Below are 15,446 nucleotides of genomic sequence, written 5' to 3' on the forward strand. Positions count from 1 at the left end.
GGTTTTTCGATTCCCTTGAAATAATTCGCTTGCTGCAAATGGGCGCTTTCGGGTATCAATTTGTACATGATTAGACATGTCCGATTTGATAAGAAAAAACGCGTCGTCGACGAACTTATCCGCCGTATCGAAGGTGGGGTGATGGTCCATGGTTTCCTGCTGCCCGGCGAGCACCAACTGGCCGAGGAGTTTGCGGTCAGCCGTGGCACCTTGCGTGAAGCCCTTGCCGAGCTCAAACGCCGCAACTACATCGCCACCCAGAGCGGCGTCGGATCTATCGTCACATTTGACGGCATGGTGCTCGACCAACGCAATGGTTGGGCACAGGCCCTGGCCGACACCGGGGCACGGGTCAACACCGACATCCTGCGCCTCGAAGCCGTGACCCGTACGGACCTGTCCAGCCGTTTCGGCACCGATCAATTTATCGCCCTCGACCGTCTGCGCTACACCACCGATGGCACCGCAGTGTCGCTGGAACGCTCGCTGATGCCTGCGTCCGGCGGCCTGGAAAGCCTGCCAAGCGTAGGGCTGATCGATAACTCCCTGACCATCACCCTGGCGGCCTACGGTTATGTCGGCGCCGAGGGTGACCAATGGATCGGCGCCGAACCCCTCAGCGATGAAGATGCCGAACTGCTCGGTCGCCCGGCGGGTACGGTGTTCCTCAAGGCCTCACGGACCACTTACGACCGACGCGAGCGCTTCATGGAACATGTCGAAAGCCTGCTCGACCCTCTGCACTTTCGCCTGCACCTGCAATTTGGAGCATTGAAATGACCCCGCAAAACCGCGCGCTTGGCGCGTTTTATGGCTTGGCGTTGGGCGATGCCTTGGGCATGCCCACCCAATCCCTGAGCCGCGAGCAAGTGCGTGCGCGTTTCGGTGCAATCACTGCGCTGGAAGACGCGGATGCAGACCAACCCATCGCACCGAACATGCCGGCCGGCTCCATCACCGATGATACCGAGCAGGCCATCCTGGTCGGTGAGCTGCTGGTGGAAGGCCAAGGCACCATTGAGCCGACCGTCCTCGCCCAGCGCCTGATCGACTGGGAGGCCGTGATGCGTGCCAAGGGTTCCCAGGATTTGCTCGGGCCGTCGACCAAGCGTGCCATCGACATGATTCTGGCCGGCCACACGCCAGAAGAGTCAGGACGCTACGGCACCACCAACGGTGCGGCCATGCGCATCACGCCGGTGGGGATCGCCGCCGATGTCAGCGACCCGGCGCAGTTTATCCAGGCGGTGATCCAGGCCTGCCAAGTCACCCATAACACCACCTTGGGCATCTCCAGCGCGGCAGCGGTGGCGGCGGTGGTTTCGGCGGGCATCAACGGTGTTGACCTCGGCGAAGCCCTGAACATCGGCACCCAGATCGCCCAGCAGTCCGAAAGCCATGGCCACTGGATTGCCGGCGGGCGCATTTCCACCCGCATCAGTTGGGCGCGCACCTTGAGCGTGGGCAGTGGCGACAAGGCGCTGTTCGCGGATTTGCTCTACGAATTGATCGGCACCTCCGTGGCGTCCCAGGAGTCGGTGGTGGTGTCGTTTGCCCTGGCGCAGCAAGTGGCGGTGGGGGACATGAATGCGTTTGAGGCGTTGTGCCTGGCCGCGAGCCTGGGTGGGGACACCGATACCATCGCCGCCATTCTCGGCGCAATGCTCGGTGCCTGTTTGGGCATGCAGTGCTGGCCGGAGGCGATGGTCGAACAGGTCAAACGCGTCAATGGTTTGGATCTGCAGCCACTGGTTCAAGGGCTACTCGCAATGCGCTAATGCACTAAGCGCCGCAGGCAAACATGTGGGAGGGGGCTTGCCCCCGATAGCGGTGTATCAGTGAGCACACCTGTTTCAGATACACCGCATTCGCGAGCAAGCCCGCTCCCACATTAACCGTGTATGAACAAAAAAATGTTTATTTGCCACAACCACAACAATACAGGCACCAGGAGCACCCTTTCATGAGCAGCACCTCTTCCGGCCAAAGCGCCGGGCAATTGGAAACACGCGGCATCGAGCCGGTCCCGGAAGGTGAGTGCAATGGTCACCCACTGCAACTGTTCTGGGTGTGGTTTGCAGCCAATATCAGCATCCTCGGCTTGCCGCTGGGCGCAACCCTTGTCGCGTTCCGTGGCCTGGCCATCTGGCAGGCAATCATCGTGGCGATCCTTGGCGCTGCCGGTTCGTTTGCGGTGGTGGGCATTATCTCCATCGCCGGTCGTCGTGGCCGCGCACCGAGCCTGACCCTGTCCCGTGCCATCTTCGGCGTGCGCGGCAATATCGGGCCGACGCTGGTGTCGCTGATGTCGCGCCTGGGCTGGGAAACCGTCAACACCACCACCGCCGCGTTTGTGCTGCTGTCGTTGTGTTCGATCCTGTTCGGCTCTGCGGTCGAGGCGAAAAGCTCGCCGATCCTGACGCTCATCTTCATCGCCATTTTTGTGCTGCTGACCCTGTCGGTTTCCGGCCTGGGCCATGCCACCTTGCTGGTGATCCAGAAGTGGGCCACTTACGTATTCGGCGCCTTGAATATCCTGGTCGGCGGCTTCCTCTGCGCCACCATCGACTGGAGCGCGGTGTTCAATGCAACGCCGGCACCGCTGAGCGCAATGATCATCGGCATCGGCACCATGGCCGCCGGCACCGGCATCGGCTGGGCCAACGCGGGTGCCGACATGTCGCGCTACCAGCACCGCAGCGTCAAGGCCGTGCGCCTGGTGGCCTCCGCCGCGTTCGGCGCGGGTATTCCGCTGGTGCTGCTGATCACCCTCGGCGGCCTGCTGTCGGTGGGCAACAACGACCTGGCCTCGGCCACTGACCCGATCATCGCGATCCGCGACATGCTGCCGACCTGGATGGCCGTGCCGTACCTGATCACCGCGTTTGGCGGGCTGCTGCTGTCGAATAACCTGTCGGTGTACTCGGCGGGCCTCACCACCTTGACCCTGGGTCTCAAGGTCAAGCGCGTGCATGCGGTGATCGTCGACATCGTGGCGATTTTTGCCGGTTCCATCTATTTCATGCTGATTGCCGACAGTTTCTACGGCCCGTTCATTACCTTCATCTCGTTGCTGGCGGTGCCGATCACCGCGTGGGTCGGGATCTTCGTGGTCGACCTGATCCACCGCCACTACTACAGCCCCAACGACCTGCTGGACGTAAGCCCCAGCAGCGCCTACTGGTATCGCGGCGGCGTGGAATGGCGTGCCTTTGGCGCGTGGGCCGTGGCGATTGTGCTGGGGTTCAGCTTCACCACCATCGGCACTACCGCCGAAAATATCTGGTTCGCCGGGCCGTTGTCCGACTCCTGGCTGGGCCACAACGGCCTGGGCTGGATTGTCACCTTCCTGGTGGCCGGCGGGATTTATGCAGTACTGGGCGGCGCCGCTGATCGTCGTCCGGCTTTGGTAGAGAGTCACCATGTCTAGATTGCTGCACACCGGCCAAGTCATCGTCGACTTGGTGATGGCCCTCGACACCTTGCCTGCGACTGGCGGCGACGTGCTGGCGCAATCCGCCAGTTTTGAAGCAGGCGGTGGTTTTAACGTCATGGCCGCTGCCCGGCGCAATGGTTTGCCGGTGGTGTACCTCGGGCGCCATGGCAACGGCCGTTTCGGCGAACTGGCCCGTGCGGCCATGCAGGCCGAAGGCGTGGAGATGGCCCAGGCGGCCAGTGCCGATAAAGACACCGGTTTGTGTGTGTCGCTGACTGAGGCGACCACCGAGCGCACGTTCATCTCCCATATCGGCGCTGAAGGTGACTTGAGTGCCGAGGACTTGGCGAACGTGGTGCCGCAAGCGGGCGACTACGTGTACGTCAGTGGCTACAGCCTGATGCTGGAAGGCAAGGCGCAGGCGCTGCTCGATTGGGTGTTGGCGTTACCGCGTGATATCCGCGTGGTGTTCGACCCGGGGCCACTGGTCAAGGCACCGGATTCGGCGCTGATGGTAACGTTGCTGCCGCGTATCGATATCTGGACCAGCAACGGTCCGGAGGCCTTGGCGTTTACCGGCGCGGGGTCGCTGGCGGATGCATTGACCGAACTGAAACAACTCCTGCCCGACGACGCATTGTTGGTCGTGCGGGATGGCCCGAATGGTTGCTGGGTGAATGCCGAGCATGTGCCGGGTTTCAAGGTAAAAGCCGTAGACAGCAACGGCGCAGGCGATGCGCATGCGGGTGTGTTTATTGCGGGTTTGGCCAGTGGTTTAAAACCGGCTGACGCGGCGCGCCGTGCCAATGCGGCAGCGGCGTTGGCGGTAACGCGATGGGGGCCAGCGACATCCCCAGGCACTGCTGAAATCGACGCGATTTTAGCTGGCTGAATACGGACAAAATTGTGGGAGGGGGCTTGCCCCCGATAGCAGTGGGTCAGCAACAGATGTGCTGACTGAGACTCCGCTATCGGGGGCAAGCCCCCTCCCACATTGGGTTTTGCATGAGGGCTACTGACGGGGCTCAGATTCGAGCTTGCGCGCCTCGTCCACCCCTGACGCCGTCAGCTTGATCGGCAAGTTCAGCGAGTACTCACCGTCATCGCCGGTGGTCACATGCCCATCCTTGATGAACCCGCGGTCTTGTAGAAATGCCAGCACACTGGCCACCACTTTTTCACCGCGGTAGTTATCCAACACCTCCTTGCCCAAGCCATTCGGGTGGGCGTGCAGCAGGCGGGTGAGGACTTCTTTTTCAAGGTTTCGATCAACGTTCATGCGTACCTCTTCACTGGGGAATGATCGGGTGTCGGATTATGGCGCAGGCTGCTTGGGTGCCCCTGGGACATTGGAGTCGTCGCCCTTGTTGATGTTGGGCTGATTGATCCCCGGACCCATTTTGCCGTTGCCCACGGCTGCAGGCGCCTGGCGTTGGGTGTCGTTGCCTTTGGTGCGCGGGTCGGCGCTGTTGTCGATGATTGCACCGCCGTTGGTGTCCATCCCGGTGCCCATCGAATCCTGGGATTCCTGGGTCGCTGGGCTGGGTGGGCTGCCGACGGGGTTGGTTTTACCGGTCGACGAATCCGCCGCAAATACGCTCAACGAAGCAGCAGACAACAGGCCGGTGAGGGCGAGGGCAACAAACTTGGAATTCTTCATGAGAGTGTCTCCATAGAATTAATGTCCTTACCTTCTATTGGTCCGCCGGCTCTTTCCGTTCGTGCCGGGGTGGCGACGAACGGTCCTGGGTTACCTGTAAGATTTTGTGTGCCGGCGTGGCTCGATTTCCTCCGGTCATCAAAGCGCCTTAGTATGTGTGCTTTGAAATTGCCAAGGCTCGCCCATGACCATCGAGATTCGCCCCGCCGTGCCCAGCGATGCTGCGCAGATCCTGACCTTCATCACCGAACTGGCCGAATACGAAAAGGCCCGGCATGAAGTGATCGCCAGTGTGGTGGACATCGAGCGCAGCCTGTTCAGCGAAGGCGCCACCGCCCACGGCCTGATCTGTTTGCGCGATGGCTTGCCGATTGGTTTTGCGGTGTTCTTTTTCAGTTATTCCACCTGGCTTGGCAGCAACTGCCTGTACCTCGAAGACCTGTACATCAACCCGGAACAACGCGGCGGCGGAGCGGGCAAGAAGTTGCTGCGTCACCTGGCCAAGATCGCCTTTGATAACGGCTGCGGGCGTTTCGAGTGGAGCGTGCTGGATTGGAACGAGCCGGCGATTGCCTTCTACAAATCCATCGGTGCCCAGCCGCAGGAAGAGTGGGTGCGTTACCGCATGGAAGGGGATGCATTGCGAGATTTTGCGTTGGGTTGAATAACACTGAAATTCAAATGTGGGAGGGGGCTTGCCCCCGATGGCGGTGGATCAGTCAGCTTATCTGTAGCTGACCCACCGCTATCGGGGGCAAGCCCCCTCCCACATTGTTTATGTGTATATCTCAATATGTGGGACTCAAATTTATATATTGAGATATTTCAAACGATGGGTTTATAGTCGCCTGCATCAGCACTCACTACCAAAAATAAAACAGGTGAAGCGATGCAGGCACAACCGTTGTCACTCCCCGCCGTGCCCGAGCCCACCTATGGCGAGCGGCTCAAGGGCAAAGTGGTGATCATCACCGGTGCCGCCCAAGGCATTGGCGAGGCAATCGTCGCGTGTTTCCAGGCCCAGCAGGCGCGCCTGGTCATCGCGGATATCCAGGGTGACAAGGTCGAGAACGTCGCCGCCCATTGGCGTGAACGTGGTGCCGAGATCTACGCACAACCGGTCGATATCACTTCAAAGGATCAATGGCAGTCACTGGTCAACCTGACCCTCGAGCGCTTCGGCCGTGTGGATGTGCTGGTCAATTGCGCCGGGGTCAACGTCTTCCGTGATCCGCTGCAAATGACCGACGAAGACTGGCGCCGCTGCTTCGCCATCGACCTCGACGGCGCCTGGTTCGGCTGCCGTGCGGTGCTCCCGCCTATGATTGAGCAGGGCATCGGCAACATCATCAATATCGCGTCTACCCATTCCAGCCACATCATTCCCGGCTGCTTCCCCTATCCCGTGGCCAAGCATGGCTTGCTCGGCCTGACCCGTGCGCTGGGCATCGAATACGCGCCCAAGGGCATTCGCGTCAATGCCATCGCACCGGGTTATATCGAGACCCAACTTAACGTCGATTACTGGAACGGTTTCCCCGACCCCCACGCCGAGCGCCAGCGTGCGTTCGACCTGCACCCGCCCAAGCGTATCGGCCAGCCGGTGGAGGTGGCGATGACCGCGCTGTTCCTGGCCACCGACGAGGCGCCCTTTATCAATGCAACCTGCCTGATGATCGATGGCGGGCGTTCTGTGATGTACCACGACTAGATCTTTTCCAATAACAAGAAGAGGTGGTTCATGTTCAAGAAGACACTCGGCACCCTGGCGCTCGCCCTGGCTTTCAGCGGCGTTGTCTCGGCGGAAGAAGTGAAGATCGGATTTTTGGTCAAGCAGGCCGAAGAACCCTGGTTCCAGACTGAATGGGCGTTTGCCGAGAAAGCCGGCAAGGAGCACGGGTTCACCGTGATCAAGATCGCCGTACCCGACGGCGAAAAAACCCTCTCGGCCATCGACAGCCTGGCCGCCAACGGTGCCAAGGGCTTTGTGATCTGCCCGCCGGACGTCTCGCTCGGCCCGGCCATTGTGGCGAAAGCCAAGGCCAATGGTTTGAAAGTGATGGCCGTGGATGACCGTTTTGTCGATGCCAAAGGCAACTTCATGGAAGACGTACCTTACCTGGGCATGGCCGCCTTCGAAGTCGGCCAGAAGCAAGGCGCCGCCATGGCCGCCGAAGCGAAAAAACGCGGCTGGGACTGGAAAGACACCTACGCCGTGATCAACACCTACAACGAACTCGACACCGGTAAAAAACGCACCGATGGCTCGATCAAATCCCTGGAAGATGCGGGGATTCCCAAAGACCACATTCTCACCGCGGCGCTCAAGACCCTCGACGTGCCGGGCAGCATGGACGCCACCAACTCGGCCCTGGTGAAACTGCCCAGCGGCGCGAAAAACCTGATCATCGGCGGCATGAACGACAACACTGTCCTCGGCGGCGTGCGCGCCACTGAAAGTGCCGGCTTCAAGGCTGCCAACGTGATCGGTATCGGTATCAACGGCACTGACGCTATCGGCGAGTTGAAGAAAGCCGACAGCGGTTTCTTCGGCTCGATGCTGCCCAGCCCTCATATCGAAGGCTACAACACCGCGAAAATGGTGTTCGATTGGGTTACCAAAGGCACTGAACCACCGAAATACACCGCGATGGACGAAGTGACCCTGATCACCCGTGCCAATTTCCAGGAAGAACTGACCAAAATCGGTCTTTGGAAATGACCGGCGCGGCCTTGCGCTTCAACAGCATCGGCAAGGAATTTCCCGGGGTGAAAGCCCTGGCGCAGATCAGCTTTGAAGCGCGGCCGCATCAGGTGCATGCGCTGATGGGCGAGAACGGCGCGGGCAAGTCCACGCTGTTGAAGATCCTCGGCGGTGCCTACATGCCCAGCAGCGGCTCGCTGCAGATCGGCGAACAGACCATGGCCTTCAAGAACGCCGCCGACAGCATTGCCAGCGGCGTGGCGGTGATTCACCAGGAACTGCACCTGGTGCCGGAAATGAGCGTCGCCGAGAACTTGTTTCTCGGGCATTTGCCAACGCGCTTTGGCGTGGTCAATCGCAGCCAATTGCGCAAGCAGGCACTGGCCTGCCTCAAGGGCCTGGCGGATGAAATTGATCCGGACGAGAAGCTCGGTCGCTTGTCGTTGGGCCAGCGCCAACTGGTGGAAATCGCCAAGGCGTTGTCCCGTGGCGCTCATGTGATTGCGTTCGATGAACCTACCAGCAGCCTGTCGGCGCGGGAGATCGACCGCTTGATGGCGATCATCACGCGCCTGCGGGACGAGGGCAAAGTGGTGCTCTACGTGTCGCACCGCATGGAAGAGGTGTTCCGCATCTGTAATGCCGTCACGGTGTTCAAGGACGGTCGCTACGTGCGCACGTTCGATGACATGCATGCGCTGACCCACGACCAATTGGTGACCTGCATGGTCGGTCGCGATATCCAGGATATCTATGACTATCGCCCGCGCGAGCAAGGCGAGGTGGCATTGAAAGTGGATGGGTTGCTCGGCCCCGGGTTGCGTGAGCCGGTCAGTTTCCAGGTGCATAAAGGCGAAATCCTCGGCCTGTTCGGCTTAGTGGGTGCGGGGCGTACCGAACTGTTCCGGCTGCTGAGCGGCGTGGCCCGCAGCACCGCCGGCAGCCTGGAACTGTGCGGGCAAGACCTGCCCTTGCAGTCACCCCGCGACGCCATTGCCGCCGGCGTGTTGCTGTGCCCGGAAGACCGCAAGAAGGAGGGCATCATCCCGCTCTCCAGCGTCGCCGAGAACATCAACATCAGTGCGCGGGGCGCGCATTCCGCGTTCGGCTGGTTGCTGCGCGAGGGCTGGGAAAAGCGCAACGCCGACCAACAGATCAAGGCGATGAGGGTCAAGACGCCCAACGCCGAACAGAAAATCATGTACCTGTCCGGCGGCAATCAGCAGAAGGCCATTCTCGGTCGCTGGCTGTCGATGCCGATGAAAGTCTTGCTGCTGGATGAGCCGACGCGGGGCATCGATATCGGCGCCAAGTCGGAGATCTACCAGATCATCCATAACCTGGCTGCCAGCGGTATTGCGGTGATCGTGGTGTCCAGCGACCTGATGGAAGTGATGGGCATCAGCGACCGCATCCTGGTGATGAGCGAAGGCGCCCTGACCGGCGAACTCAGCCGCGACCAGGCCGACGAAGCACGGCTGTTGCAACTGGCTCTCCCGCGCTCGCGGGCTTGAAGAATGCGAGGTGAATGATGTCCGAGGTAAAGACTGCAAAGGGCTTCTGGCCGGGTTTCAACCAGCGCAAGTTTCTCGATGACTGGGTGATGCTGCTCGCGGCGTTGAGCATTTTTGTGCTCAGTGCATTGTTTATCGATAACTTCCTGTCGCCGCTGAACATGCGTGGCCTGGGCCTGGCGATTTCCACGGTGGGCATCGCCGCCTGCACCATGTTGTTCTGCCTGGCGTCGGGGCATTTCGATTTGTCGGTGGGCTCGGTGATCGCCTGCGCCGGTGTGGTGGCGGGCATCGTGATTCGTGACACCGACAGCGTAGTGCTCGGCGTATCGGCGGCATTGGCCATGGGCTTGGTGGTGGGGCTGATCAACGGCATCGTCATTGCCAAGCTGCGGATCAATGCGTTGATCACCACGTTGGCGACCATGCAGATTGTGCGTGGCCTGGCCTACATCTTCTCCAACGGCAAGGCGGTGGGGGTGATGGACGAAGGCTTCTTCGTGTTCGGCAACGGCCAGCTAATGGGCGTGCCGGTGCCGATCATCATCACCGTGTTGTGCTTTGTGTTTTTTGGCTGGTTGTTGAACTACACCACCTACGGGCGCAACACCATGGCCATCGGCGGCAACCAGGAAGCCGCATTGCTGGCCGGGGTGAATGTTGATCGCACCAAGATCATCATCTTTGCCGTGCACGGTCTGGTGGGCGCGTTGGCCGGGGTGATCCTCGCGTCGCGGATGACCTCGGGCCAGCCGATGATCGGCCAGGGGTTCGAGCTGACGGTGATCTCCGCGTGCGTGTTGGGCGGGGTGTCGTTGAGCGGCGGGATTGGCATGATCCGGCATGTGATTGCCGGGGTGTTGATCCTGGCGATCATTGAGAATGCGATGAACCTGAAGAATATCGATACCTTCTACCAGTACGTGATCCGGGGCTCGATCCTATTGCTGGCGGTGATCATCGACCGCCTGAAACAACGCTGAAATCCTTGGTGTACGAGGTTCAAATGTGGGAGGGGGCTTGCCCCCGATAGCAGTCTGTCAGATACACATGTGCAAGCTGACACACCGCTATCGGGGGCAAGCCCCCTCCCACATTGGATCTCCACTGTATTGAAATCCGGGTTTTGCCATCCATAATGCCCACGCTTTCATACTGAATAGGCCCGATATGCAGGAAAACGCCCCCACCCCCACCAAAGACACCGCCCCCACCGGCACCCAAACCCTGCTGCGTGGCCTGGGCGTGGTGCAAGCGGTGGCGGCCGGTGCGCGCGACTTGAAAGAGATCGCCAAACGCATCGGCACCACCCGCAGCACCACCCACCGCCTGGCCAGTTGCCTGGTGGACGAGCGTTATCTGCGCGTGGTGCCGCAAGTCGGTTACCTGCTGGGACCGAAGCTGATTGAGCTGGGTTTCCAGGCACGTGAAGAGTTGCCACTGGTAACCCTGGCCGTGCCCTATCTGGATGAGCTGTCGGCACTGACCGGCGACACCATCCACCTGGCCATCCGCGAATACGACGACGTGTTGTACCTGCACAAGAACCCTGGCCGCAACGGCCCGGAAATGCGCTCACGGGTCGGCCACCGCATGCCGCTGGCGCGCACCGGGATCGGCAAGGCGTTGCTGTTGGATGACACCGTGCAGGAATGGCAGCGCTTGTACGACGTGAGCCAGCCGGTCGCCGGCAAAAGCCAGCAGTGGCCGCAGCACCCGGAGCAGTCCTGGGCGCAGTTCGAGCAGCGCATGCACGAGTACGTGGTGGGGGGCTTTGCGTTCGATCTGGAAGACAACGAACCGTCGATCCGTTGCGTGGCGGCACCGGTGCGCGATGCCAGCCGGCGAATCGTCGCCGGCATCAGCATCGCCAGTACCGTGCCCTACATGCCGCTGGAAAAAATGGCCGAGCTGATCCCTGTGATCAAACAGGTCGCAGCGCGGCTGTCAGCAGAGTTGGGCGCGAAGGCCTGATGATCGTTCCCACGCTCTGCGTGGGAACGCAGCCCCGGACGCTCCGCGTCCATCGCCGTCAGACTTTCAAAGTCGCCATGTCGATGACAAAACGGTACTTCACATCACCGGCAATCATGCGGCTGTAGGCTTCGTTGATGTTGCGGATATCGAGCATCTCGATGTCGCAGCTGATGCCGTGTTCCGCGCAGAAATCCAGGACTTCCTGGGTTTCGGCAATGCCACCGATCAGGGAGCCGGCCAGTACCTTGCGGCCCATGATCAGCTTGGCGGCGTTCACCGGTGGGTCCACCGGCTCGATCAGGCCGACCAGGATGTGCACGCCGTCAAAGCGCAGTACGTCGAGGTAGGGGTTCAGATCGTGCTGCACCGGGATGGTGTCCAGCAGGAAGTCGAAGTGCCCGGCAGCGGCTTTCATCTGCTCGGCGTCGGTGGACACGATCACATGGTCGGCGCCCTGGCGACGGCCTTCTTCGGCCTTGCTCGCGGAACGAGTGAACAGGGTCACTTCGGCGCCAATCGCCTTGGCCAGCTTGATACCCATGTGGCCCAGGCCACCCATGCCCAATACGCCGACTTTGTCGCCAGCCTTGATGCCGTAGTGCTTGATCGGCGAGTACATGGTCACGCCGGCACACAGGATCGGCGCAGCGCTGGCCAGGTCGAGCTTGGCCGGGATCTTCACCACGAAATGCTCGCTGACCACGATGCTGTCGGAGTAGCCGCCCATGGTGTTGGTGCCGTCGACACGGTCCGGGGTGGCGTAGGTCATGGTCGGGCCTTCGAGGCAATATTGCTCCAGGTCCGATTTGCACGCTTCGCAGTGACGGCACGAGTCGACCATGCAGCCCACGCCCACCAGGTCGCCAACTTTATGCGCGGTGACGTTGGCGCCGACGGCGGTGACCTTGCCGACGATCTCGTGGCCCGGCATCAGCGGGTACACGGCGATGCCCCATTCGTTGCGCGCCTGGTGGATGTCGGAGTGGCACACGCCGCAGTAGAGGATCTCGATGGCCACGTCATCCACACGCGGGCTGCGGCGTTGGAACGACATAGGGGCGAGGGGAGTGGTGGCCGACTGGGCGGCATAACCGATGGCGGTGTACATGGCGGAACCTCGCTAAAGCAATCACAAGAGAGGCGGCGCATTCTCCGCGCCGAGCCCGTGGGCGGCCATGGCGATTGCTCCGAGTCTCATGCCTATTCGTCCGGCAGTGCCTCGAATTTGGATTTATGTGCCCTCAGACCTGCGATGATGCTCCAATCCCTTTTTCGCGAAGTTTTTTGCCATGTTGTTGACCCGCCATCTCGACGCCAACGCCACGCTGGTTGCCTTGATTGAGGGGCTTACGCCCTGCGACGGTTTTTCGCCCACTCACTTGCCGGGCGTGAAGGTCTTGCGCGCCAGTTGCGACGTGGCGCGCGGGCCGCAGATCTACGAGCCGAGCCTGATGTTCGTGGCCCAGGGCAGCAAGCTCGCCTACCTGGGCCCGCGTACGCTGGAGTACGGTGCCGGGCACTACCTGATCCAGGCGATGCCGGTGCCGTTCGAGTGCGAGACCTTTGCCATGGCGCCGGATGCGCCGCTCTACGGGGTGACCGTGGGCATCGACCGTGTAGTGTTGGGCGAGTTGGTCATGGCCATGGGCATTCAGGCCGGGCCGCCGCCGGCGGCGCAAACGCTGGAGTCGATGAGTTCGGTGGTGCTGGACGATGCCATGCGCGGCTGCGTCGAGCGACTGTTGCAGTGCCTGCACGATCCGCTGGAAAGCCGGATCATGGGCCCGGCGCGGGTGCGCGAATTACTCTTCACCGCACTGCGCGGGCCACAGGCGGATGTGTTGCGCGCGCTGGTGGAACAGCAAGGGCAGTTTTCGCGGATCGCCACGTCGTTGAATCACCTGCACGCACATTTTGACGAACCGCTGAATATCGAGACGTTGGCCGGGTACGCGCATATGAGTGCATCGACCTTTCATGAGCATTTCAAGCGCTGCACCTTGTTGTCGCCGGTGCAGTACCTCAAGCGCTTGCGCTTGCTCAAGGCCCAGCAGTTGCTGCTGGTGGAGGGCATGGGGGTAGCGCAGGCGGCGCATAGCGTGGGCTATCAGAGTACCTCGCAGTTCAGCCGTGAATACAAGCGCTACTTCGAACGCAACCCCGGCGAAGAGCGGGCTGCCTAATCATCCCAGGCAAAACACAGATCAAAATGTGGGAGTGTTGGCCATAAAAAAGGCTCCCATTTGGGAGCCTTTTTGAGGTTTACATATTCGGGTAAGTCGGCCCACCCGCGCCTTCCGGCGTAACCCACGTGATGTTCTGCGAAGGGTCCTTGATGTCACAGGTCTTGCAGTGCACGCAGTTCTGGGCGTTGATCTGGAAGCGCTTCTCGCCGTCTTCTTTCGTGATCACTTCATACACCCCAGCCGGGCAATAACGCTGTGCCGGTTCATCGTAGAGCGGCAGGTTGGTGCCGATCGGGATGCTCGGGTCTTTCAACTTCAAGTGGCACGGTTGTTCTTCTTCATGGTTGGTGCTGGAGAGGAACACCGAACTCAGCTTGTCGAAGCTCAGCTTGCCGTCGGGTTTCGGGTAATCGATTTTCTGGCTGTCCTTGGCGAGCTTCAAGCAGGCGTAGTCCGGCTTGGTGTCGTGCAAGGTAAACGGCATTTTGCCGCCGAGGATGTTCTGGTCGAACCAGTTGAAGCCGGCGCCGATGATCGGACCGAACTTGTGCATCGCCGGGCCGAAGTTACGGGTGGCAAACAGTTCTTCGTACAACCAGCTGGCTTTGAAGCTGTCGACGTAGTTGGTCAGCTCATCACCGCCTTCGGACTCCGCGAACAGGCGCTCGGCCACGGCGTCGGCGGCGAGCATGCCGGATTTCATCGCGGTGTGGCTGCCCTTGATCTTGGCCACGTTCATGGTGCCCAGGTCGCAGCCGATCAACGCGCCGCCCTTGAAGACCATCTTCGGCAGCGAGTTGATGCCGCCTTTGGCCAGGGCGCGGGCGCCGTAGCTGATGCGCTTGCCGCCTTCCAGGTACTGGGCCAGCACCGGGTGATGCTTGAGGCGCTGGAACTCATCGAACGGCGACAGGAAGGTGTTGCTGTAGGACAGGTCGACGATCAGGCCGACGACCACCTGGTTGTTTTCCAGGTGATAGAGGAACGAACCACCGGTGTTTTCGTTGCTCATGATGTCCAGCGGCCAACCAGCGGTGTGTACCACCAGGCCGGGCTGATGCTTGGCCGGGTCGATTTCCCAGATTTCCTTCAGGCCGATGCCGTAGTGCTGCACATCGCTGTCGCTGTCCAGGTTGAAACGCTGGATCAGTTGCTTGCCGATGTGACCACGGCAACCTTCGGCGAACAACGTGTACTTGCCACGCAGCTCCATGCCTGGGGTGTACACGCCTTCTTTCGGGTTGCCTTCGCGGTCGACGCCGAGGTCACCGGTGATGATCCCGCGCACCACGCCGTTTTCATCGAACAGCGCTTCCTGGGCGGCGAAGCCTGGGTAGACTTCCACGCCGAGGTTTTCGGCCTGTTGGGCCAGCCAGCGGCAGAGGTTGCCCAGGGAAATGATGTAGTTGCCTTCGTTGTGCATGGTCTTGGGCACAAAGAAGTCTGGAACCTTGGTGGAGGCTTCCGGGCTGCGCAGTACATAGATGTCATCGCGCACCACGGGGGTGTTGAGCGGGGCGCCGAGCTCTTTCCAGTCCGGGAACAGTTCGTTCAGGGCGCGGGGTTCAAACACGGCACCAGAGAGGATGTGGGCGCCGACTTCGGAGCCTTTCTCGACCACGCAGACGCTGATTTCCTTACCGGCTTCGGCGGCCTTCTGCTTCAGTCGGCAGGCGGCAGACAGGCCCGCCGGGCCAGCGCCGACGATGACCACGTCGAATTCCATGTATTCGCGTTCCACAGGTTATCTCCTACTCAAGGCTCAACAGGCTTTTTTTCTAATGGGTGGAGGTTCGGTGTCGTCTGGCGCCAAGGCCCGACCCACCTCTCTCTCTAGGTGGCGCATTATATATAGACCACTGTCAGCGTCCAATACAAACGTTTGTTTGAATTGCCCGCAGGCTAGGTAAATCAAAGCAACGCGGCTTATGACTGGCTATTTTGCCGTATTGACCAGAATAGGTGTTCC

Annotated in this window: 15 protein-coding genes; 11 read left to right on the plus strand and 4 right to left on the minus strand. The window is 60.8% G+C overall.

The features are described from left to right. Positions 1-66 precede the first annotated feature (66 nt). From DYL61_RS13215 to DYL61_RS13230, 4 genes are all read left to right on the plus strand, one after another. Positions 67-780, plus strand: a complete 714-nt coding sequence (locus tag DYL61_RS13215; RefSeq protein ID WP_135308663.1) for a GntR family transcriptional regulator — start codon at positions 67-69, stop codon at positions 778-780. Further along, positions 777-1,778: an ADP-ribosylglycohydrolase family protein gene (locus DYL61_RS13220; RefSeq protein ID WP_135308664.1), complete on the plus strand. Its 1,002-nt coding sequence runs from the start codon at positions 777-779 to the stop codon at positions 1,776-1,778. Before DYL61_RS13215 ends, DYL61_RS13220 begins: the two co-directional genes overlap by 4 nt. 185 nt (positions 1,779-1,963) lie before the next feature. Next, positions 1,964-3,430, plus strand: a complete 1,467-nt coding sequence (locus tag DYL61_RS13225) for a purine-cytosine permease family protein (RefSeq protein WP_135308665.1) — start codon at positions 1,964-1,966, stop codon at positions 3,428-3,430. After that, positions 3,423-4,328 (plus strand): PfkB family carbohydrate kinase, encoded by a 906-nt coding sequence (locus DYL61_RS13230; RefSeq protein WP_135308666.1) that lies wholly within the window; start codon positions 3,423-3,425, stop codon positions 4,326-4,328. Before DYL61_RS13225 ends, DYL61_RS13230 begins: the two co-directional genes overlap by 8 nt. Before the next feature lie 120 nt (positions 4,329-4,448). On the opposite strand, the gene DYL61_RS13235 is transcribed toward DYL61_RS13230, so the two are convergent. Both DYL61_RS13235 and DYL61_RS13240 read right to left on the minus strand, forming a co-directional pair. Then, complete coding sequence (locus DYL61_RS13235) at positions 4,449-4,715, minus strand: hypothetical protein (RefSeq protein WP_135308667.1); 267 nt, start codon at positions 4,713-4,715, stop codon at positions 4,449-4,451. A 36-nt stretch (positions 4,716-4,751) separates the two neighbouring features. Continuing rightward, positions 4,752-5,096 (minus strand): hypothetical protein, encoded by a 345-nt coding sequence (locus DYL61_RS13240; RefSeq protein WP_135308668.1) that lies wholly within the window; start codon positions 5,094-5,096, stop codon positions 4,752-4,754. 184 nt (positions 5,097-5,280) lie between these two features. Here DYL61_RS13240 and DYL61_RS13245 point away from each other — a divergent pair, with 184 nt between their 5' ends. The 6 genes from DYL61_RS13245 (at position 5,281) to DYL61_RS13270 (ending at position 11,288) form a co-directional block, all read left to right on the plus strand. Continuing rightward, positions 5,281-5,760 (plus strand): GNAT family N-acetyltransferase, encoded by a 480-nt coding sequence (locus tag DYL61_RS13245; protein WP_010208407.1) that lies wholly within the window; start codon positions 5,281-5,283, stop codon positions 5,758-5,760. Between the two features lie 225 nt (positions 5,761-5,985). After that, entirely contained in the window at positions 5,986-6,807 is an 822-nt protein-coding gene (locus DYL61_RS13250; RefSeq protein ID WP_135308669.1) for an SDR family oxidoreductase, read from the plus strand. Between the two features lie 30 nt (positions 6,808-6,837). Further along, positions 6,838-7,818 (plus strand): substrate-binding domain-containing protein, encoded by a 981-nt coding sequence (locus tag DYL61_RS13255; protein ID WP_135308670.1) that lies wholly within the window; start codon positions 6,838-6,840, stop codon positions 7,816-7,818. After that, complete coding sequence (gene araG, locus DYL61_RS13260; RefSeq protein ID WP_135308671.1) at positions 7,815-9,314, plus strand: L-arabinose ABC transporter ATP-binding protein AraG; 1,500 nt, start codon at positions 7,815-7,817, stop codon at positions 9,312-9,314. Before DYL61_RS13255 ends, araG begins: the two co-directional genes overlap by 4 nt. A gap of 17 nt (positions 9,315-9,331) precedes the next feature. Continuing rightward, complete coding sequence (gene araH, locus DYL61_RS13265; protein ID WP_105699263.1) at positions 9,332-10,297, plus strand: L-arabinose ABC transporter permease AraH; 966 nt, start codon at positions 9,332-9,334, stop codon at positions 10,295-10,297. Between the two features lie 187 nt (positions 10,298-10,484). Next, positions 10,485-11,288, plus strand: a complete 804-nt coding sequence (locus DYL61_RS13270) for an IclR family transcriptional regulator (RefSeq protein WP_135308672.1) — start codon at positions 10,485-10,487, stop codon at positions 11,286-11,288. Between the two features lie 58 nt (positions 11,289-11,346). Here the strand turns inward: DYL61_RS13270 and DYL61_RS13275 are convergent, their stop codons facing one another. Next, entirely contained in the window at positions 11,347-12,399 is a 1,053-nt protein-coding gene (locus DYL61_RS13275) for an NAD(P)-dependent alcohol dehydrogenase (protein WP_135308673.1), read from the minus strand. A 181-nt stretch (positions 12,400-12,580) separates the two neighbouring features. Here DYL61_RS13275 and DYL61_RS13280 point away from each other — a divergent pair, with 181 nt between their 5' ends. Beyond that, positions 12,581-13,474, plus strand: a complete 894-nt coding sequence (locus DYL61_RS13280) for an AraC family transcriptional regulator (protein WP_135308674.1) — start codon at positions 12,581-12,583, stop codon at positions 13,472-13,474. 79 nt (positions 13,475-13,553) lie between these two features. Here DYL61_RS13280 and DYL61_RS13285 read toward each other — a convergent pair whose 3' ends face one another. Then, positions 13,554-15,218 carry an electron transfer flavoprotein-ubiquinone oxidoreductase gene (locus tag DYL61_RS13285; protein ID WP_135308675.1) on the minus strand — a complete coding sequence of 555 codons (1,665 nt, stop codon included), beginning with the start codon at positions 15,216-15,218 and terminating at the stop codon, positions 13,554-13,556. Between the last annotated feature and the right edge of the window lie 228 nt (positions 15,219-15,446).

The organism is Pseudomonas nabeulensis (genome assembly GCF_004682045.1).
Lineage (GTDB): Bacteria > Pseudomonadota > Gammaproteobacteria > Pseudomonadales > Pseudomonadaceae > Aquipseudomonas > Aquipseudomonas nabeulensis.